Source organism: Lentzea sp. NPDC051208 (assembly GCF_040682435.1).
Classification (GTDB): domain Bacteria; phylum Actinomycetota; class Actinomycetes; order Mycobacteriales; family Pseudonocardiaceae; genus Lentzea; species Lentzea kristufekii.
On record NZ_JBFBAW010000009.1, the window covers coordinates 16,012 to 34,113 of the forward strand.

Genomic DNA, 18,102 nt, shown 5'->3' on the forward strand with positions numbered 1-18,102 from the left:
AGACCGCACCGCTCGTCCGCGAAACGGACTCAGCCGCCGGTACGGCTCCTGCGGACCAGCACCGCATCAGGGGTGCACAGGGCGCAAGGCGTGAACTGCAGCTGCCGTGCCTCCTGCACCGGGAGGCCCAGCGTGGGCCTCCCGGCAAGCCAGGAGCACGAACTCAGGTGGTATCGGGGCCGTTCGTCCAGCACCCGCACCTCATCCACCAGATCGGCCACGACGAGCAGGTCCGCCGCGTCGGTGTCCTCTTCCGGTGGTTCCTCGTCAGCGGACGGCGTGTCGGCTACCGCCGGCTCCACCACCCGTTGATCATCAACTGCAGCTAGTTGATCTACACTCTGCGTGTCGGCAGCGGGGTCCCCCGGCCGTCTCCGCCACCAGTCCCAAGCAAGGACCAGGGCGGCGAGCACGCTCGCTCCCACGGACGACCACGCCCAGATCGTGTTGGACGTGGCCAGCGCAGGGACGAGCAACCCGAGGGCTGCCAGCACCAGAAGTAGAACTACGAAGAGCACCTAGCGAACAGTAGTTCAGCCCGCTTCGGCACGTGCGCCGAAGGAGTAGCCCTGGGAACGACCCTCGGACGGAGCGGCCGGGCCGCGGTCCTGGAGGTCGCGCAGGGACGACTCGAGCATCGTCTTCAGTCGCGTGCGGTACTCGCGCTCGAACGTCTGCAGCTTGTCGATCTGCTTCTCGAGCGTGTTCTTCTCCTGGGTGATGTTGCCCATCACCTCAGCGTGCTTGCGCTGCGCGTCACGGTCCAGCGCGGTGGCCTTCTCACGGGCCTGCCGCTCCAGCGTCTCGGAACGCGTCCGCGCGTCGTTGAGCATGGTCTCGGCACGCGTGCGCGCCTCGTTGACCATCGTGTCGGCCTTGGCACGGGCCTCGGACAACAGCTGCTCGGACTTCGTGCGCGCCTCGGACAGCATGCCGTCCGCTTCGGCCTTCGCCTCGCCCGTCAGCCGGTCCGCCATCTCCTGGGCAAGGCCCAGGACCTTCGCGGCCTGCACGTGGTGGTCTCCGCCACCACCGGGGGACGTCTGCTCCATGACCGAGGGCGGCGGGACCGGCGCCAGGCGGCGCGGCTCCTCCACCGGCATACGGCTCGTCATGGGGCTGGCAGCGGCCTTCGCTCGCGCGTCGTCGAGGTCGGCACGCGACGTCTCGAGCTGCTGGTCGAGCTGCTCGACCTGCTGACGGAGGTCGTTGTTCTCCTCGATCAAGCGGGCGAGCTCGCCCTCAACCAGGTCGAGGAACGCGTCCACCTCGTCCTCGTTGTAGCCCCGCTTGCCAATCGGCGGCTTGCTGAATGCAACATTGTGCACATCAGCGGGGGTCAACGGCATCGGATCACCTCTCGCACTCCTGGGCTGCGGTCATCCCACGGTTCCCCGTCACCTGGGATCTGCGAATCGCATCAGAATGATAACGACTAGCCACAGCACAATAATCGATAGGTCCAGCCCGACGCCCCCGATCCGCACCGTCGGGATCACCCGGCGGAGCCAACGGACCGGTGGGTCGGTGACCGTGTAGACGGTCTCAAGCGTCACGGCTACGCCGCCAGCTGGGCGCCATTCCCTCGCGAACGTCCGCACCATCTCGACCACGACACGCGCGGTCAGGAACAGGGAGAACGCGAACAGGACGTAGAAGATGACGAGACGGATGGGGTCCACGGCTCAACTCTAACCGTGGTTCCCGAACCCGCCCTCGGCCAGCTTCCTGCGGTCCTCCGCCGTGACGTCAACGTTCGGCGGTGAGAGAAGGAACACCCTGCTCGTGATCTTGTCCATGGACCCGCGCAGAGCGAACGCCAGTCCGGCCGAGAAGTCGACGAGACGCTTGGCGTCCGCGTCGTCCATGTCGGTCAGGTTCAAGATCACAGGGGTGCCGTCGCGGTAGTGCTCCCCGATCGTGCGCGCCTCGCTGTAGGTACGGGGGTGAAGCGTGGTGATGCGCGCCAACGGGTTGCCTGCCGGCTCGGCAACCGGGCGCAGCCTGCTCACGGGCTCGCGCTGCGGCTCGACAGCGAGTGCGCCGTGCACGGGTGCATCGGCACTCCAGCGCCGCGTGCCCGGAGGGTTGCCCCCGCGCCGCGGCTCTGGCTCGTAGTCGTCCGGCTCGTCGATGTCGGCCCGGTACCCGGAGCCCTGGAGCTCCGACCGGCCCGGCGTGAACACGCGGCTGCGCCGCGGATACGGGTCGTAGTCGTCGGCCTCGGCCGCGTACTCGGACCGGTAGTCGCCGTAGCGACCTCGGTCGTCGTCGTAGCCGGGGTCGTCTGCGTACTCGGCGGGGACCATCCCGAAGTAGGCCTTCAGCTTGTGCAAAGCGCTCATTCCAGCCCCTCCTCGGCGGTTCCCCACTCTTAGGGACGGTGCGGACGGTCCCGAGGTTCCCGACAACCTAAGGCGAGGTTAGTCGCCGGCCGCCGAGCAACGCCGTTCCGACACGCACACAGGTCGATCCGTGCGAGATGGCATCTTCCAGGTCACCACTCATTCCCGCTGACATGTGGATGGCAGTGGGATGATCATCACGTAGGCGTGATACCACCGAAGCCAACGCCTGAAACGCCTGCGACGGCTTCATCGTCCGCGGCGCGACAGTCATCGCACCTCGGAGAATAAGATCACCCGAACGAGTGATCACGCCAGCCAGTTCCGCCACATCCGCAACAGCAACCCCACCGCGCGACGTGTCCCCGTCGATGCTGACCTGCAACAACACGTCGAGCGTCCGCTCTTTCGCACGCGCGGCCTTCGCCAGCGCCTCGGCCAGCCGGACGCTGTCCACCGAGTCGACCTGACCGGCCCACTCGACGACGGACTTCGCCTTGTTCCGCTGCAACCGCCCGACCATGTGCCACCGCGCCTCGCTGAGATGTCTCAACTGGCCGACCTTCGCACCGGCCTCCTGATCGCGGTTCTCCGCGAAGTTCCGGAGCCCAAGCCCGTACAGGATCTCCACATCGCTCGCGGGCCAGGTTTTCGTCACCGCGAGCAAGGTCACCTCGTCCCGCCGACGCCCCGCCACCTCACACGCCTTGGCGATGCGCTCCTCGACCTCCGCGAGGTTCTCCTTCAACTCCTCGGCACGGTTCACGGCTCAATCCAAATCACCGAAGCAAGCCGCCCGGTAGGCGCCTGCCGCCGATGGCTGAACAGATCCTTCTCCTCGAACGTGCACCGAGGATCAACCCCGATCTTCCCCACTCCGGCACTGGCCAGCTGGTTCCACAGCCCGGCCCGCAAATCCAAGGCAGGCGTACCCTTCCGCGACTTGGAAGCGCTACCGGGCAAGTGCTTCTCGACGTCCTTCTGCATCTCAGCAGGCACCTCGTAACACTCACCGCACACCGAGGGCCCCAGCAACACCTCGATGCGCTCAAGCTCGGCTCCCAGCGCCATCATCGCCTTGAGAGCCTCGACAACCACCCCGACCCGAGCCCCGACACGCCCAGCGTGCACAGCCCCGACAACCCCGGCCTCCTGATCACCGAGCAACACCGGCACGCAGTCGGCAGTCAACACGACAAGCCCGAGACCAGCCCGTTTCGTCACAACGGCATCGGTAGCCTCCAGCGGCTCCCCCTGCGGCCCGTCAACGGTGGCGACAGTCCGCCCGTGCACCTGCTCCATCCAGACCAACCGGTCGGCCGCAAGCCCGATCCCCTCGGCAAGCCGCCCCCGGTTGGCCTCGACCGCCTGAGGGTCGTCCCCAACGTGATCGCCGAGGTTGAACGACTCGTAGGGCGCCTTGGACACGCCACCGGCACGGGTGGTGACAACACGACGAATGCGCACGCCTACACCCTAGTTCGCACGAACCCGCACCCCAGCCCTCCCCCGCGCACACCAAAGCGAGGGGCGAGCCGAGGCGCCCCCCTCCCCAAGCGAAGCCGAAGGCGAGCAGCCCTTCCCCAACGCGACGCCGAAGGCGAGCCGTCTTCACCCAAGCGATGCCGAAGGCGAGCCGTCCTTCCATACGGCAAGGGCGGTGGGGTCCCATCACGAGTCGCGCCATAGCACTTGCTGCAGGCAGGTAGGGGTGTCAACTCGACACGCTTTTCGTCGAGTTGACACCCCTACTCACATGTGGCCCGCTCTTGGCTCGACTCGTGACGAAGCCACCCCACCAACGCGCCCCCCAAAGCAACGCGCCTCCGCCCAACGCAACAGGCGTGCCATCTACCCGCGCACGGCGTGGCCCCCGGCTTTGGATCAGATTGGCGGGGTCTGGGGCGGAGCCCCAGGATCAAGCGGGGTCTGGGGCGGAGCCCCCAGGAATCAACGCAACGTCCGCACGCAACCGGGGGAACGCAACCAACGCGCCCACCCCCCGTACGCTGGACCACAACAAACCCCACCGAGAGGACCAGCGGTGCAACCCGGTCAGTTCGACATGCAGGCCCTTCTCCAGCAGGCCCAGAACATGCAGCAGCAGATGGCGGACGCCCAGCAGCAGCTGGCCGAAACGCAGGTCACCGGCAACGCGGGCAACGGCCTGGTCACCGCGACGGTCACCGGCGGCGGCGAACTGGTCAACCTCGCCATCGACCCGAAGATCGTGGACCCGGAGGACGTGGACACCCTCCAGGACCTGGTGATCGCCGCGATCAAGGACGCCAACGCCAAGGCGCAGGAGCTGGTGGAGCAGAAGCTCGGCCCGCTCGCCCAGGGCGGCCTCGGCGGATTGCTCGGCTAACACCGATGTACGAAGGCCCGGTACAGGACCTCATCGACGAACTGGGCAGACTCCCGGGCGTTGGTCCGAAGAGCGCCCAGCGCATCGCCTTCCACCTGCTGGCAACGGAACCCGCTGACATCGAGCGGCTCCAGCAGGCACTCCAGAAGGTCAAGGAAGGCGTCGTCTTCTGCGACGTCTGCGGCAACGTGAGTGCCGAGACCAGGTGCCGCATCTGCCGCGACCCCAGGCGGGACCTGAGCCTGGTCTGCGTGGTCGAGGAGCCCAAGGACGTCCAGGCGATCGAGCGCACCAGGGAGTTCAAGGGCCGCTACCACGTCCTGGGTGGCGCGCTCGACCCGCTGAGCGGTGTCGGGCCGGACCAGCTGCGGATCAGGCAGCTGCTCAACCGCATCGGCACCGCCGTCGACGGTGTCGACATCTCCGAGGTCATCATCGCCACGGACCCGAACACCGAGGGCGAGGCCACGGCCACCTACCTCGTCCGGATGCTCAGGGACTTCCCGGGCCTGACCGTCACGCGGCTCGCCAGCGGCCTGCCGATGGGCGGCGACCTGGAGTTCGCGGACGAGCTGACGCTGGGACGTGCGCTATCTGGTCGCCGGAGCATGTAGCCAGGACTCCACCGCGGCTGGGCGACACCCGCCTGGTCGCGGTGGACGGCCCGTCGGGTGCGGGCAAGTCGACGTTCGCGAGGAAGCTGGCGGACGAGCTCGACGCCCAGCTCATCAGCACCGACCACTTCGCCACGTGGGACGACCCGACGACGCAGTGGTGGCCGCGGCTGCAACGGGCGCTCGACGAAGTGGCGCGGAACCGCGAGGGTCGCTACCGGAAAACCGACTGGTCCCAGGGGTTTCCGTGCATCGGAGAAGGCGACGAGGTCGTCATCACTCCACAAAGGACCATCATCCTAGAAGGCTTTTCCTCGGCCAGGAAAGCGAACACCCGCCTGAGCCTCGCGATCTTCGTGGATTACGAGGACGAACGAGCACGGCTGGAACGCGCGGTGAAACGCGACGGCGAGCACCAACGCCCGCACTTCATCCGCTGGCAGCAGTACGAACGAGGCTGGTTCGCGGTCGACGAGACCAGGGCCAGGGCTGACTACGTTGTCACGTCAAGCAGTTGAGCCTGGACGACGGACGCCTCGGGCGTTCCGATCGCGCTGAGGACCTCCAGCGACGTCGACCAGTACGAGCGGGCAGCGGCGGCATCACCCAGCGCTGAGGACGCGTCGCCGGCCAGTTGCAGCGCGCGCCCGAACACCCAGCGGTGACCGGAGTCCGCGCCGACCGAGACGGCCCGCAGGGCGCATTCCAGGGCTTCGGCGGCGTCCAGGGTGTCCAGATGGGTGCGGCCCAGCACCAGCAACGCCTCCATCTCGGCCAGGCGGAACTGCGACTTGCCCGCCTCGACCAACGCCTCGGTGGCCGTCGACAGAGCCTCCTCGTAACGGCCGACCGCGCGGTAGGAGGACGCCAGGCCGCGGCGGGCCGAGCAGATGCCCCACGAGTAACCGGTCTCCAGGCCGATGGCCAGCGCGGACGAGAACTGCTCCAAGGCGTCCTCGTAACGGCCACCGCCTTCCAGCGCGCGGCCGAGCAGGTTCTGCGCGTCGCAGACGCTCTTGACGTTCTCCAGGTCCTGCGCGATCTGCATGGCGGCGGACGCTTCGACCGCGGCTTCCTCGTAACGGCCGCGCATGATCAGCGTGATGGCCATGCCCTCGTGCATGGTGTGGCCGAAGTTACGGGCGGCCGCACGTTCGTACAGCTCCCGTGCGCGCACGAAGTAGTCCTCGCCGAGGTCCGGCTTGCCGCGCCACGCCTGCACCTCGCCGAGTGCGCGCATCGAGTTCGCCTGCAGGATCCACGAGTCGAGGCGCTTGCCGTCCTCCAGCGCTTCCTCGAACGTCGACGCGGCGCGGTCGAGCTGGCCGAGCTGCATGTAGACGCCGCCGAGGTTGAACAGAGCGTTCGCGAGCAGCTGGGGCGCGCCCACCCGGCGGGCGATCACCAGGGCACGCTCGAGGTGGTCGGCGGCGTGTTCAAGTTCGCCGAGGTCGATGTAGACGCTGCCCGCGTTGGACAGGACGGCGGCTTCGGCCTGGGGCAGGTCGAGGTGCTCCTGCAGCGCGATGGCCTGCTGGTAGTAGCCGAGCGCGTTGCGGTGCTGCCCGGTCACCCAGTACAGCGTGCCCAGGGAGGACAGCATCGCGAGCTTGCCGAGCTCGTCCCGGGGCGCACGAGCACCCAGCAGGCCGGCCTTCGCGGTCTCGCGCCACTCGGCCGTCAACGACTGCGTGTAGAAGTAGCCGCGCAGGGCGTCGGCCAGCTGCCACGGCGAGTTCTCGGGATCGCGTTCGACGGAGTGCGCCACCAGCGCGACCAGGTTGGCGCGTTCGACGTCCAGCCAGGTCAGGGCCTCGGTGGAGGTGCTGAACGTCCGCGGCACCACGCCGTCGAGCGGGGCCGGGCGCGGGAAGCGGAACAGCGTCGACTTCATCGCCGAGGTGGCGTTGTCGACCGAGCGCACCGCCCAGTCCAGCAGCCGCCGCAACGCGAGCCGCGCGTCCGCACGGCCCTCCTCGAACGCCAGGCGCTCGGCCGCGTAGTCGCGCAGCAGGTCGTGGAACTGGTAGCGGGACGGCGCGTGGTTCGAGATCAGGTTCGCGGTGGCCAGGCGGTCCAGCCGCCGGCGGGCGTCCTGGGTGGTCAGCCCGCTCAGCGCGGCCGCCATCTCGGGCGTGAAGTCCGTGCCGGGAACCAGTGACAGCACCCGGAACATCTGCGCGAGCTCGGGCTTCAACGCCGTGTAGGAGAGGTCGAACGCCGCGTGCACCGCGACCCGTTCGTCGCCCTCGACGGCCAGCGCCGCGAGCCTGTTGCCCGCCCTCAGCTCCTCCACGTAGTCCGCAATGGACAGCTCCGGGCGCGACACGAGGTTCGCGGCTGCGATACGCAAAGCCAATGGCAGATGCGCGCAGAGGGCCGCCAGCTCCAGCGCGGCGTCCTCTTGGGACGCCACCTCGTCCGCACCCAGAATGCCTGCGAGGAGTGACTTCGTCTCGTGCCAGTCGAGCACGTCGAGCCGCACGTTCGACGCCGCGTGCGAGACGGCCAGTCCGCGCAACGTGTCGCGCGACGTCACCAGCACCGCGCACCCCGGCGAACCGGGAAGAAGCGGACGGATCTGCTCGGCGGAAGACGCGTTGTCCAGCAGCAGCAGAACCCGCTGACCGGTCAGCGTGGACCGGAACATCGCCTCCTGCTCGTCCTGGTCCAGCGGCACCTGGTCGGGCTCGGTGCCCAGCGCCCGCAGGAACCGGGGCAGCACGTCCACCGCGCTCAACGGCGGTCCGGGGGCGTATCCGCGCAGGTTGACGTACAGCTGGCCGTCCGCGAAGTCGGCGCGCATCCGGTGCGCCGCGTGCACGGCCAACGCCGTCTTGCCCACGCCCGGCGGCCCGGCCAGCGTCACGACCGGCACGCCCTGCGCGGTCCGCAGCAGGGCCACGATCAACGACACGGCCTCGTCGCGGCCGACGAAATCGGGGATGTCCGCGGGCAGCTGCGACGGGACGACCCGTTCCGGCTTCGCGGCGACCATCGGCGCACCGGCCGAGGCCGCCACCGCGTCGATCGACCCGGACAGCACCTGGCTGTGCACGCGCCGCAGCTCGTCGCCGGGATCGATGCCCAGCTCGTCGCCCAGCAACCGTGAAACGCGCTGGTAGGCGGCCAGCGCCTCGCTCTGCCGGCCCGACCGGTACAGCGCCACCATCAGCTGCGCCCAGAACCGCTCGCGCAGCGGGTGTTCGCTGGTCAGCCTGGACAGCTCCGCGACCAGCTCACCGTGGCGGCCCAGTTCGAGATCGATCTCGACCCGGCGTTCCAGCACGTGCAGGCGGCGCTCGTTGAGCCGCGGCACCTCGTCGCGGTGCAGGATCTCCGACGGCACGTCGACCAGGGCCGCACCCCGCCAGAGGCCCAGCGCGGCGGCGAACGCGGCCGACGCGGCCTGCAGGTTTCCCGCGGCGCGCTCCTGCTCGCCCTGTTCGATCAGGGGCTCGAAGCGCATCAGGTCGATGGTCTTCTCGTCGACGTCGATCAGATATCCGTCGGGCACCGTCTTGATCGGCACCGACGGTCCGAGCAGCTGTCTGAGACGCATCACATATGTCTGCAGCGTCGCGCGCGCACGAGCGGGTGGATCTTCACCCCACACGTTGGCGGCGAGTTCGTCCACGGACAAGGACGTGCCCGCACGCAGCAGCAGCGACACGAGCAGAGCGCGCTGCCGACCTGCCCTGACCAGCAGAGGTTCACCGTCGAGGAGGACTTGGAGAGGGCCGAGCACGCGGAACTCGACCATTCTGCTCATGTGACCTCCTCCGCGTGTCGGTGTTGTTTCTACAGCCTAAGAGAGCGTCCGACGCATCTGCCGTGCTCACGTTGGGTCAGCGGCCGTGCGCCGGACGTATCAGAATGCCTGGTCTAGTGGCCGGATCGTGACCTGAGTAACCCCGGGCGGGGTATCTACAACGGTTATGGTCGGCGACCACACCGTGAGATGTGCGGATTGTCCAAGGGGTGTTTGATGGTCCACTCAGTAACGGCTCGCCGCCGTTGGGTTGCCGCGATCGGCTTCCTCAGCGTCAGCGCGCTCGCCCTGTCCGGTTGCGCGCAATCCCAGCGCGACTCTGGCGGCGGCGGCAAGGAAGGCGGCACGCTGACCTTCGGCGCTGCCGGCGCGCCGAAGCTCTTCGACCCGTTCTACGCGACCGACGGTGAGACCTTCCGGGTCTCCCGCCAGATGTTCGAGGGTCTGGTCGGCTTCAAGCCGGGTACCGCCGAGGTCGAGCCCGCGCTGGCCACGAAGTACGAGCCGAGTGCCGATGGCAAGACGTGGACGTTCACCCTCAAGGAGGGCGTGAAGTTCCACGACGGCACGGACTTCAACGCCGAGGCCGTGTGCTTCAACTTCAACCGCTGGTACAACCAGAAGGGCGCCGGCCAGTCCGACGCCGTCTCGCAGTACTGGCTGGACAACTTCGGCGGGTTCGCGACGACGCCGGACAAGCCCTCGCTGTTCAAGGCCTGCACGGCCAAGGACGCCAAGACCGCCGTGGTCGAGCTGAACGAGGTCACCTCGCAGTTCCCGTCGGTCCTCGGCTTCACGTCGTTCTCGATCTCCAGCCCCGACGCGCTGAAGAAGTACGACGCGGACAACGTCCAGGCCGCCGGTGACGCGTTCACCTACCCGGCCTACGCGAACGAGCACCCGACCGGCACGGGCCCGTTCAAGTTCGGCAAGTACGACAAGGCCAACAACACCGTGGAGCTCGTGCGCAACGACGCCTACCACGGCTCCAAGGCCAAGCTGGACAAGATCATCTTCAAGATCATCCCGGACGAGACCGCCCGCAAGCAGGCGCTCAAGGCCGGCGACATCGACGGGTACGACCTGCCGAACGCGGCTGACTGGGCCGGCCTGAAGTCCGACGGCTTCAACGTCGCGATCCGCCCGGCGTTCAACGTGTTCTACCTGGGCATCAACCAGAAGAACAACCCGAAGCTCGCCGACCTCAAGGTCCGCCAGGCCCTGATGTACGCGATCAACCGCGAGCAGCTGGTCAAGTCGCAGCTGCCCGAGGGCGCCAAGGTCGCGACGCAGTTCATGCCGGACACCGTCAACGGCTACAACAAGGACATCAAGGCCGTCAGCTACGACGCCGCCAAGGCCAAGTCGCTGCTGGCCGAGGCCGGTGCCTCCGACCTGACGCTGAAGTTCTACTGGCCGTCCGAGGTCACGCGTCCGTACATGCCGTCCCCGAAGGACCTGTTCGGCGCCATCTCGACCGACCTGCAGGCCGCCGGCATCAAGATCGACGTCGTCACCAAGCCGTGGAACGGTGGCTACCTGACCGACGTCGACCAGGGCATCCCGGACCTGTTCCTGCTCGGCTGGACCGGTGACAACGGCACCGCGCACAACTGGGTCGGCACCTTCTTCGGCCGCACCGACAACCGCTTCAACACCGGTGTGTCGGCGTGGGGCAACACGCTGAAGGACGACCTGGCGAAGGCCAACTCCGAGCCGGACGAGGCCAAGCGCACCAAGCTGTACGAAGAGATCAACAAGAAGATCATGGACGAGTACCTGCCCGCGATCCCGATCTCGCACTCCCCGCCCGCTCTGGTGTTGAAGTCGGACATCAAGGGTGTCGTCCCGAGCCCGTTGACCGACGAGAAGTTCGGCCCGGCCTCCAAGGGCTGAGCTGACTAGCTCCCACCACAAGAGAACAACGGGGTAGCTCAAGTGCTCCGCTACACCATTCGACGGCTGGTCCAGCTGGTCGGCGTGGTGCTGGTGCTCTCGCTGCTGCTCTTCGCGTGGATGCGACTCCTCCCAGGAGGGCCGGTTTCGGCCCTCCTGGGAGAGCGCGCTACGCCGGAGTCGCGCGAAGCCCTCACCAAGCAGCTCGGCCTCGATCAGCCGATCATCGTGCAGTACTTCAAGTTCCTCGGTCGCGCCGCGAGCGGTGACTTCGGCGTCTCCACCGGTGTCCAGCCCGGTGACTCGGCGCTCGAGATCTTCATCCAGCGGTTCCCCGCGACCATCGAGCTCAGCTTCTTCGCGATCGTGATCGCGATCCTGATCGGTGTTCCGCTCGGGTACCTCGCCGCGAAGCGCCGCGGCGGCTGGTTCGACAACCTCAGCGTCATCGGCTCGCTCATCGGCGTCGCGGTGCCGGTGTTCTTCCTCGCCTACGTGCTCAAGGACGCGGCATCGGTCGGACTCGGCCTGCCGTCGCAGGGCAGGCAGGGCGACATCAACGCCACCCGCGTCACCGGCTTCTTCACGCTGGACGGCATCCTCACCGGTGAGTTCGACGCGACGCTCGACGCGCTGAAGCACCTGATCCTGCCGTCCATCGCGCTCGCCACGATCCCGTTCGCGGTGATCTTCCGCATCACCAGGGCGGCCGTGCTCGACGTGCTCGACGAGGACTTCGTGCGCACCGCCGAGTCGAAGGGCCTCACCGCTCCGTTGATCCGCCGCCGGCACGTGATGCGCAACGCGATGCTGCCGGTCGTCACGACGATCGGCCTGCAGACCGGTGCACTGCTCTCCGGCGCGGTGCTCACCGAGAAGGTGTTCTCGATCCCCGGTGTCGGTCAGGCGCTCGCCATCGGGTTCGAAAGGCGTGACTACCCGGTGCTGCTGCTGTTGATCATCATGGCCACGATCGTCTACGTCGTGGTCAACCTGTTGGTCGACCTGTCGTACGCGCTCATCGACCCGCGCATCAGGACGAGGTGAGCGCAGTGGCACTCGGAGTCTCCAAGAAGGAAAAGATCGACGACCTCGCCGAGAGCGCGGGCGTCTCGCTCGCGGCGAGCGCGTGGAAGCGGCTCAAGCGCAGCCCGGTGTTCATCATCGGCGCCGTGATCATCGGCATCTTCATCGTGGTCTCGCTGCTCTCGCCGTGGCTCGCCCCGCACGACCCGTCCGACAAGATGCTGATCGACCAGGTCGTCAAGGCGCGCAACGAGATCCCGCCCGCCCAGCCCGGCCACCCGCTCGGTGGCGACCTGCAGGGCCGCGACTTCTTCTCGCGCCTGCTGGTCGGCTCGCAGCAGACGCTGATCGTCGGTGTCGGTGCGACGCTGATCGGACTCACCGGCGGCCTGATCCTCGGCACGCTCGCGGGCGCCATCGGCGGCTGGGTCGACTCGATGGTCATGCGTCTGGTCGACGTCATGCTGTCGCTGCCGTCGCTGCTGCTGGCGTTCTCGATCGCGGCGATGTTCGCGCGGCCGAGCCAGTTCACCGTGATCCTCGCGGTCGCGATCGTGCAGATCCCGGTGTTCGCCCGGTTGCTCAGAGGGTCGATGCTCGCGCAACGGCACAGCGATCACGTGCTCGCGGCGACGGCGCTCGGCGTGAAGAAGGGCGCGATCGTGTTCCGGCACATGCTGCCGAACTCGCTCAGCCCGGTGATCGTGCAGTCGACGCTCGTGCTCGCCACCGCGATCATCGAGGCGGCGGCGCTGTCGTTCCTCGGCCTCGGCAACCCGGACGACCGGATCCCGGAGTGGGGGCAGATGCTCGGCGACGTGCAGAACGTCTTCGACACGCATCCGCACCTCGCCGCGTGGCCCGCGGTCTGCATCATCATCGTCGCGCTCGGTTTCACGCTCATGGGCGAGACCCTGCGTGAAGCCCTCGACCCGAAGAACAGGCGGTGAGTCGTCGTGGCACTGCTCGAAGTTCGTGACCTCACCGTCGTGTTCCAGCGTCGTGGCGAGGAACCGTTCCGCGCGGTCGACGGCGTCAGCTTCGACGTCGAGCCGGGCCAGACCGTCGGCCTCGTCGGCGAGTCGGGCTGCGGCAAGTCGGTGACATCGTTGGCGATCATGGGTCTGCTGCCCAAGCGCGGCGCCACGGTCACCGGCACCGTCACCTACGACGGCACGGATCTGCTGAAGCTGTCGGACAAGCAGATGCGCGACAAGCGCGGCAGCGAGCTCGGCATGGTCTTCCAGGACCCGCTGTCGTCGCTCAACCCGGTCATCCCGATCGGCATCCAGGTCACCGAGGTGCTCGAACGGCACCGCGGCCTGGCCCGCAAGGAAGCCATGATCGAGGCGAAGAACCTGCTCGACAAGGTCGGCATCCCGGACCCGAACCGCCGGCTCAAGGAGTACCCGCACCAGCTCTCCGGCGGTATGCGGCAGCGCGCGCTCATCGCGATCGCGCTGGCGTGCCGGCCGAAGCTGCTGATCGCGGACGAGCCGACGACGGCGCTGGACGTGACCATCCAGGCCCAGATCCTGTCGCTGATGAAGGAACTGGTGCAGGACCTCGGCACCGCGCTCGTGATGATCACCCACGACCTGGGTGTCGTCGCGGGCCTGTGCGACGAGGTCAACGTGCTGTACGGCGGCAAGGTGGTCGAGAAGGCCAACCGGCACCCGCTCTTCGCGGAGCCGCGCCACCCGTACACGCACGGCCTGCTGGCCTCGATCCCGCGCCTCGACGCGGCGCCCGGCGAGAAGCTGACGCCGATCAAGGGGTCCGTCGCGGACAACATCCCGTGGGCGCAGGGCTGCGCGTTCGCACCCCGGTGCCCGAACGCGCTGGACGTCTGCGTCCAGGTCACGCCCGCGGAAGAAGACCAGCTGGGTCGCCTGCTCCGCTGCCACAACCCGGTGGTGCCGGGAACTCCCGCCGCCGAGGAGGTGCCGGTATGAGCGAGACCCTGGTTTCCGTGCAGGACATGAAGGTGCACTTCCCGATCAAGCGGGGCGTGTTCATGGACCGCACCGTCGGCTACGTCTACGCGGTCGACGGCGTCGACCTGGAGATCAAGCGCGGCGAGACCTACGGCCTGGTCGGCGAGTCCGGCTGCGGCAAGTCCACCCTCGGGCGGGCGATGCTGCGGCTCAACGAGCCGACCGCGGGCAAGATGGTGTTCGACGGTCAGGACTTCTCCGCCCTCAAGGGCGAGGAGCTCCGCAAGATGCGGCGCCGGATCCAGATGGTGTTCCAGGACCCGCTGTCGTCGCTCGACCCGCGCCAGTCCGTGGAGTCGATCCTGATCGAGGGCCTGCGGGCGCACGGCCTGGACAAGGGCAAGGAGTCGACCAACAAGCGGCTCCGCGAACTGCTCACGGCCGTCGGCCTGCCGACCACCGCGCTGCGCAAGTACCCGCACGAGTTCTCGGGTGGTCAGCGGCAGCGCATCGGCATCGCGCGGGCGCTGGCACTGGAGCCGGACCTGATCGTCGCCGACGAGCCGGTGTCCGCGCTGGACGTGTCGGTGCAGGCGCAGGTCGTGAACCTCATGGAGCAGCTCCAGGAGCAGTTCGGCCTGACCTACCTGGTGATCGCGCACGACCTCGCGGTCGTGAAGCACATCTCCGACCGCGTGGGAGTGATGTACCTCGGTGGCCTGGTCGAGGAGGCCTCCGCCGAGGACCTCTACGCCGAGCCGCTGCACCCGTACACGCGGGCGCTGCTGTCGGCGATCCCGGTGCCCGACCCCGTGGTCGAGGACCGGCGCGAACGGATCCTGCTCGCGGGCGACCTCCCGTCGCCGGCGAACCCGCCCAGCGGCTGCCGGTTCCACACCCGGTGCCCGTGGCGGCAGGAGACCAAGTGCGACACCGAGCGGCCGGCCCTGCGGGAGCTCAAGCCGGGCCACAAGGTGGCGTGCCACTGGGCCGAGCAGATCCAGTCCGGCCAGATCCAGCCGCACGAGGTGAAGCCGATCCTGGTGGAGGAGGGCGACGGCCTGTCGCCCGACGTCCCCCTCGTGGGCCCAGCCTCGGTGACCGAAGCGCTCAACCCCTAGTTTCAACGGCACGCGGGGACCTTTCGTACTCCAAGTGAGTACGAAAGGTCCCCGCGTGCGGTTTGATAGGCGGGCTTGAGGGGCTGGTGGTCCAGTTCTGGGATGGACAGTCGTGGGTCGATCCTGCTGAGAGCTGCGGAGATCGCGTCCGTCGACGGGCTCGAAGGAGTCACGATCGGGCGGCTCGCGGTCGAGCTCGGCATGAGCAAGAGCGGGGTGTTCTCGCACTTCGGCGCCAAGGAAGAACTGCAGATCTGCACCGTGCACACGGCCGCGGAGATCTTCGCGCGCGAGGTCGTGATGGCGGGGGGAACGCTCCTGGACCTGAGCGAACGCTGGCTCGACTACTCGAAGCGCCGCGTGTTCCCCGGCGGCTGCTTCTTCGTCGTGACCCGCTCGGAGTTCGCCGCCAGGCCGGGCCGCGTGCGCGACGCGTTGATGCTCTTCAACCTGCGCTGGACCTCACTGCTGGAACGGCTGTGCGGCGACGCGCAGATGGCGTTCGAGGTGGACGCCCTGCTGACGGCAGCGGACCGGTTCGCGGTGCTCTACGACGACGCCTCGGCGTACGAGAGAGTGCGGTTGGCGTTGCGCGCACGGATCGCCATGCCGACCGGGATGGAGATGAGCGTGGCCACGCCGAACGACAACAGCATCGCGAGCCACGCCTCGTCGACGAGCTGACCGCCGATGTACCCCACGGTGGCGGGGTAGAGGCTCCACAGCGCCGACCCGAGCGCCGCGACCGGCAAGAACCGGCGCAGCGGCCACTTCAGCGCCCCCGTCAGCAGCGCCCCGACGATGCCGCCCGCGGGCAGGAACCGCGCCGCGATGAGGATCGTCTCGCCCTTGGTCGCGAGCTGGTCGGCCGTCCACACGACCATCGACCGCGCCTTGGCGTTCTTGTTGACCTTGTCGAGGGCCCGCATGCCCATCCGGCGGCCTGCGCTAAAGTTGATCATGTCGCTGAGCAGGCAGCCGGCCGCGGCGACGAGCACGACCAGGTAGAGCGGCACCTCGCCGGCCGCGGCCAGGACGCCGGCGCCGATGAGCACGGCCTCCGTCGGTGCCAGCGGCACGACGGCGACCAGGAACAGCACTACGAGGCTCGCTGCTGTGCTCATGATCGGTGAACGTACGTGACCCAGGTGAACAATCCCGACCTGGGTGTTTCTTCAGCGTGCCCACAGGTAGCGGGTCCGGCTCGTCCGAACGGCCCCGCTCGTTGTCCGAAAGTGCATGACTGGGCATGACAGCTGGCGTTCGCGTGCCCACCCGCGACACCACCTGCCTGGTGTGATCCATGTCATCCGCGCTTCGGTGATCCCGTTCTGGGTCTGCGCCCTCGTTCTCTTCGTTGACCTGCGAGTTCGGCCGTAGTTAACGTCCGAACTCAATTGGAAATCTTGTTTACCAATCCTTCGAGCCGCCGCCTTTGCCCAGGAGGAACGAAGTGATCAAAAAGCACACCAGAGCCGGTGTCGCGATAGCCCTGTTCGCGTTGGTGATCCCCCAGATCGCCGCGTCGGGCACGGCCAACGCGGCTGACTCCCTGCTGTCCGCCGACAAACCCACCACCGTCTCGTCCGTCGAGGCCGAGACCTTCGGCGGCGCCAACGCCGTGGACGGGAACTCGACCACCCGGTGGGCGAGCCTCGAGGGCGTCGATCCGCAGTGGATCGCCGTCGACCTCGGTGGCGCCGCCACCATCTCCAGGGTCAAGCTCAACTGGGAGGTCGCGTACGCCTCCGAGTACAAGATCCAGACCTCGAGCGACGGCTCGTCGTGGAGCACCAAGAAGACCCTCACCGGTCAGAACGGTGGCATCGACGACATCGCCATCTCGACGAGTGGCCGCTACGTGCGGATCTACGGCACCAAGCGCGGCACGACCTACGGCTACTCGCTGTGGGACCTCGAGGTCTGGGGCAGCGTCTCCAACGGCGACACCGTCGCGCCGACCGCGCCGACCGGTCTCGCCAGCACGGGGACCACGTCGAGCTCGGTCGGTCTGCAGTGGACGGCCTCGACCGACAACGTCGGCGTCACCGGCTACGAGGTCCTGCGCAACGGCAACGTCGTCGGCACCCCGACCGGCACCACGTTCACCGACTCGGGCCTCGCGTCCGGCACCGCGTTCACCTACACGGTCCGTGCGCGTGACCTGGCGGGCAACGTGTCGGCCGTCAGCAACGCGGTGCAGGCGACGACCCTGCCCGCCGGACCCGGCGACAGCATCACGGTCGTCGCCGCCGGCGACATCGCGTCGCTGACGAACACCGAGCACTACGAGACCGCGAAGCTCATCGACCAGATCAAGCCGAACCACATCCTCACGGTCGGCGACAACCAGTACGACAGCGGCACGCTCACGGAGTTCAGGAACCACTACGACAAGTCGTGGGGCAGGTACAAGAGCATCACCCACCCGGCGACCGGCAACCACGAGTGGGAGGACAACCTCAACGGCTACAAGTCGTACTTCGGCGCGCAGGCCTACCCGGCCGGCAAGCCGTACTACAGCTGGGAAGCCGGCGAGTTCCACTTCGTCTCGTTCGACTCCCAGCTCATGTACGACACGGGCAGCGACTCGACGCAGCTGAACTGGCTGAAGGCCGACCTGGCCGCGAACACCAAGCCGTGCGTCGTCGGTTACTGGCACCACCCGCGGTTCAACTCCGGCAACTACGGCGACAAGTCGAAGATGGCGCCGCTGTGGAACGTGTTCGCGGACGCCAAGGCCGACCTGGTCCTCTCGGGTCACGACCACCACTACGAGCGCCTGAAGCCGCTGAACAAGAGCGGTTCGGTCGACGAGGCCAACGGTCTGCGCTCGGCGATCATCGGCATCGGCGGTGACTACCTCTACAAGGACGTCAAGCCGCGTGCGGGCGTCGAGAACTGGTTCGCGGACACCCACGGCGTCGTGAAGTTCACGCTGTCCGGTCGCTCCTACTCGTGGGAGGTCATCGACACGGCGGGCCGCGTGCGCGACAAGGCCGGTCCTTACACCTGTCGTTAGC

17 protein-coding genes and 1 pseudogene are annotated in these 18,102 nt (G+C 67.8%); 10 read left to right on the plus strand and 8 right to left on the minus strand.

Annotated features, from left to right (window positions below; all coding sequences use genetic code 11):
* Nucleotides 1-29 precede the first annotated feature (29 nt).
* From AB0M48_RS22455 to pgeF, 6 genes are all read right to left on the minus strand, one after another.
* The gene (locus AB0M48_RS22455; RefSeq protein ID WP_363845250.1) at nt 30-518 is read right to left on the minus strand and encodes a hypothetical protein; all 489 of its coding nucleotides are present in this window, start codon (nt 516-518) and stop codon (nt 30-32) included.
* A 15-nt stretch (nt 519-533) separates the two neighbouring features.
* Nucleotides 534-1,349: a DivIVA domain-containing protein gene (locus AB0M48_RS22460; RefSeq protein ID WP_363845253.1), complete on the minus strand. Its 816-nt coding sequence runs from the start codon at nt 1,347-1,349 to the stop codon at nt 534-536.
* A 48-nt stretch (nt 1,350-1,397) separates the two neighbouring features.
* The gene (locus tag AB0M48_RS22465) at nt 1,398-1,673 is read right to left on the minus strand and encodes a YggT family protein (protein WP_319977848.1); all 276 of its coding nucleotides are present in this window, start codon (nt 1,671-1,673) and stop codon (nt 1,398-1,400) included.
* A gap of 18 nt (nt 1,674-1,691) precedes the next feature.
* Entirely contained in the window at nt 1,692-2,345 is a 654-nt protein-coding gene (locus AB0M48_RS22470) for a cell division protein SepF (RefSeq protein WP_363845256.1), read from the minus strand.
* A 67-nt stretch (nt 2,346-2,412) separates the two neighbouring features.
* Nucleotides 2,413-3,111, minus strand: a complete 699-nt coding sequence (locus tag AB0M48_RS22475; RefSeq protein WP_363845259.1) for a YggS family pyridoxal phosphate-dependent enzyme — start codon at nt 3,109-3,111, stop codon at nt 2,413-2,415.
* The gene (gene pgeF, locus AB0M48_RS22480; RefSeq protein WP_363845263.1) at nt 3,108-3,812 is read right to left on the minus strand and encodes a peptidoglycan editing factor PgeF; all 705 of its coding nucleotides are present in this window, start codon (nt 3,810-3,812) and stop codon (nt 3,108-3,110) included. The genes AB0M48_RS22475 and pgeF overlap by 4 nt, the downstream gene beginning before the upstream one ends.
* Before the next feature lie 598 nt (nt 3,813-4,410).
* Between pgeF and AB0M48_RS22485 the strand changes: the two genes are divergently transcribed.
* The 3 genes from AB0M48_RS22485 to AB0M48_RS22495 are packed head-to-tail and all read left to right on the plus strand — an operon-like array spanning nt 4,411 to nt 5,845.
* Nucleotides 4,411-4,713, plus strand: coding sequence for a YbaB/EbfC family nucleoid-associated protein (locus AB0M48_RS22485; RefSeq protein WP_258947624.1), 303 nt, complete (start codon nt 4,411-4,413; stop codon nt 4,711-4,713).
* 5 nt (nt 4,714-4,718) lie between these two features.
* Entirely contained in the window at nt 4,719-5,327 is a 609-nt protein-coding gene (recR, locus tag AB0M48_RS22490) for a recombination mediator RecR (RefSeq protein ID WP_363845266.1), read from the plus strand.
* 41 nt (nt 5,328-5,368) lie between these two features.
* The gene (locus AB0M48_RS22495) at nt 5,369-5,845 is read left to right on the plus strand and encodes an AAA family ATPase (RefSeq protein WP_363845270.1); all 477 of its coding nucleotides are present in this window, start codon (nt 5,369-5,371) and stop codon (nt 5,843-5,845) included.
* On the opposite strand, the gene AB0M48_RS22500 is transcribed toward AB0M48_RS22495, so the two are convergent.
* Complete coding sequence (locus AB0M48_RS22500) at nt 5,821-9,099, minus strand: BTAD domain-containing putative transcriptional regulator (protein WP_363845273.1); 3,279 nt, start codon at nt 9,097-9,099, stop codon at nt 5,821-5,823. The genes AB0M48_RS22495 and AB0M48_RS22500 overlap by 25 nt on opposite strands.
* A 216-nt stretch (nt 9,100-9,315) precedes the next feature.
* Between AB0M48_RS22500 and AB0M48_RS22505 the strand changes: the two genes are divergently transcribed.
* The 6 genes from AB0M48_RS22505 (at nt 9,316) to AB0M48_RS22530 (ending at nt 15,763) form a co-directional block, all read left to right on the plus strand.
* The gene (locus AB0M48_RS22505) at nt 9,316-10,995 is read left to right on the plus strand and encodes an ABC transporter substrate-binding protein (RefSeq protein WP_363845276.1); all 1,680 of its coding nucleotides are present in this window, start codon (nt 9,316-9,318) and stop codon (nt 10,993-10,995) included.
* A gap of 42 nt (nt 10,996-11,037) precedes the next feature.
* Nucleotides 11,038-12,042 (plus strand): ABC transporter permease, encoded by a 1,005-nt coding sequence (locus AB0M48_RS22510; protein WP_363845279.1) that lies wholly within the window; start codon nt 11,038-11,040, stop codon nt 12,040-12,042.
* A gap of 5 nt (nt 12,043-12,047) precedes the next feature.
* Nucleotides 12,048-12,971 carry an ABC transporter permease gene (locus AB0M48_RS22515; RefSeq protein ID WP_363845282.1) on the plus strand — a complete coding sequence of 308 codons (924 nt, stop codon included), beginning with the start codon at nt 12,048-12,050 and terminating at the stop codon, nt 12,969-12,971.
* Between the two features lie 6 nt (nt 12,972-12,977).
* Nucleotides 12,978-13,976 carry an ABC transporter ATP-binding protein gene (locus AB0M48_RS22520; protein WP_363845285.1) on the plus strand — a complete coding sequence of 333 codons (999 nt, stop codon included), beginning with the start codon at nt 12,978-12,980 and terminating at the stop codon, nt 13,974-13,976.
* Nucleotides 13,973-15,079 (plus strand): oligopeptide/dipeptide ABC transporter ATP-binding protein, encoded by a 1,107-nt coding sequence (locus tag AB0M48_RS22525; RefSeq protein WP_363845288.1) that lies wholly within the window; start codon nt 13,973-13,975, stop codon nt 15,077-15,079. Before AB0M48_RS22520 ends, AB0M48_RS22525 begins: the two co-directional genes overlap by 4 nt.
* A gap of 102 nt (nt 15,080-15,181) precedes the next feature.
* On the plus strand, nt 15,182-15,763 hold the full coding sequence (locus AB0M48_RS22530) for a helix-turn-helix domain-containing protein (RefSeq protein ID WP_363845291.1): 582 nt from the start codon (nt 15,182-15,184) through the stop codon (nt 15,761-15,763).
* A 20-nt stretch (nt 15,764-15,783) separates the two neighbouring features.
* Here AB0M48_RS22530 and AB0M48_RS22535 read toward each other — a convergent pair.
* Nucleotides 15,784-16,203, minus strand: a pseudogene (locus AB0M48_RS22535) (VTT domain-containing protein); the annotation flags it as partial.
* A 329-nt stretch (nt 16,204-16,532) separates the two neighbouring features.
* Between AB0M48_RS22535 and AB0M48_RS22540 the strand changes: the two are divergent.
* The gene (locus AB0M48_RS22540; protein WP_363845294.1) at nt 16,533-18,101 is read left to right on the plus strand and encodes a discoidin domain-containing protein; all 1,569 of its coding nucleotides are present in this window, start codon (nt 16,533-16,535) and stop codon (nt 18,099-18,101) included.
* Nucleotide 18,102: the final 1 nt, after the last annotated feature.

Excerpts from the sequence above, each read along its gene's own strand:
- AB0M48_RS22460 (WP_363845253.1), bottom strand. The coding sequence starts at position 1,349 with ATGCCGTTGACCCCCGCTGATGTGCACAATGTTGCATTCAGCAAGCCG.
- AB0M48_RS22470 (WP_363845256.1), bottom strand. The coding sequence starts at position 2,345 with ATGAGCGCTTTGCACAAGCTGAAGGCCTACTTCGGGATGGTCCCCGCC.
- AB0M48_RS22485 (WP_258947624.1), top strand. The coding sequence starts at position 4,411 with ATGCAGGCCCTTCTCCAGCAGGCCCAGAACATGCAGCAGCAGATGGCG.
- recR (WP_363845266.1), top strand. The coding sequence starts at position 4,719 with ATGTACGAAGGCCCGGTACAGGACCTCATCGACGAACTGGGCAGACTC.
- AB0M48_RS22500 (WP_363845273.1), bottom strand. The coding sequence starts at position 9,099 with ATGAGCAGAATGGTCGAGTTCCGCGTGCTCGGCCCTCTCCAAGTCCTC.
- AB0M48_RS22505 (WP_363845276.1), top strand. The coding sequence starts at position 9,316 with ATGGTCCACTCAGTAACGGCTCGCCGCCGTTGGGTTGCCGCGATCGGC.
- AB0M48_RS22525 (WP_363845288.1), top strand. The coding sequence starts at position 13,973 with ATGAGCGAGACCCTGGTTTCCGTGCAGGACATGAAGGTGCACTTCCCG.
- AB0M48_RS22530 (WP_363845291.1), top strand. The coding sequence starts at position 15,182 with ATGGACAGTCGTGGGTCGATCCTGCTGAGAGCTGCGGAGATCGCGTCC.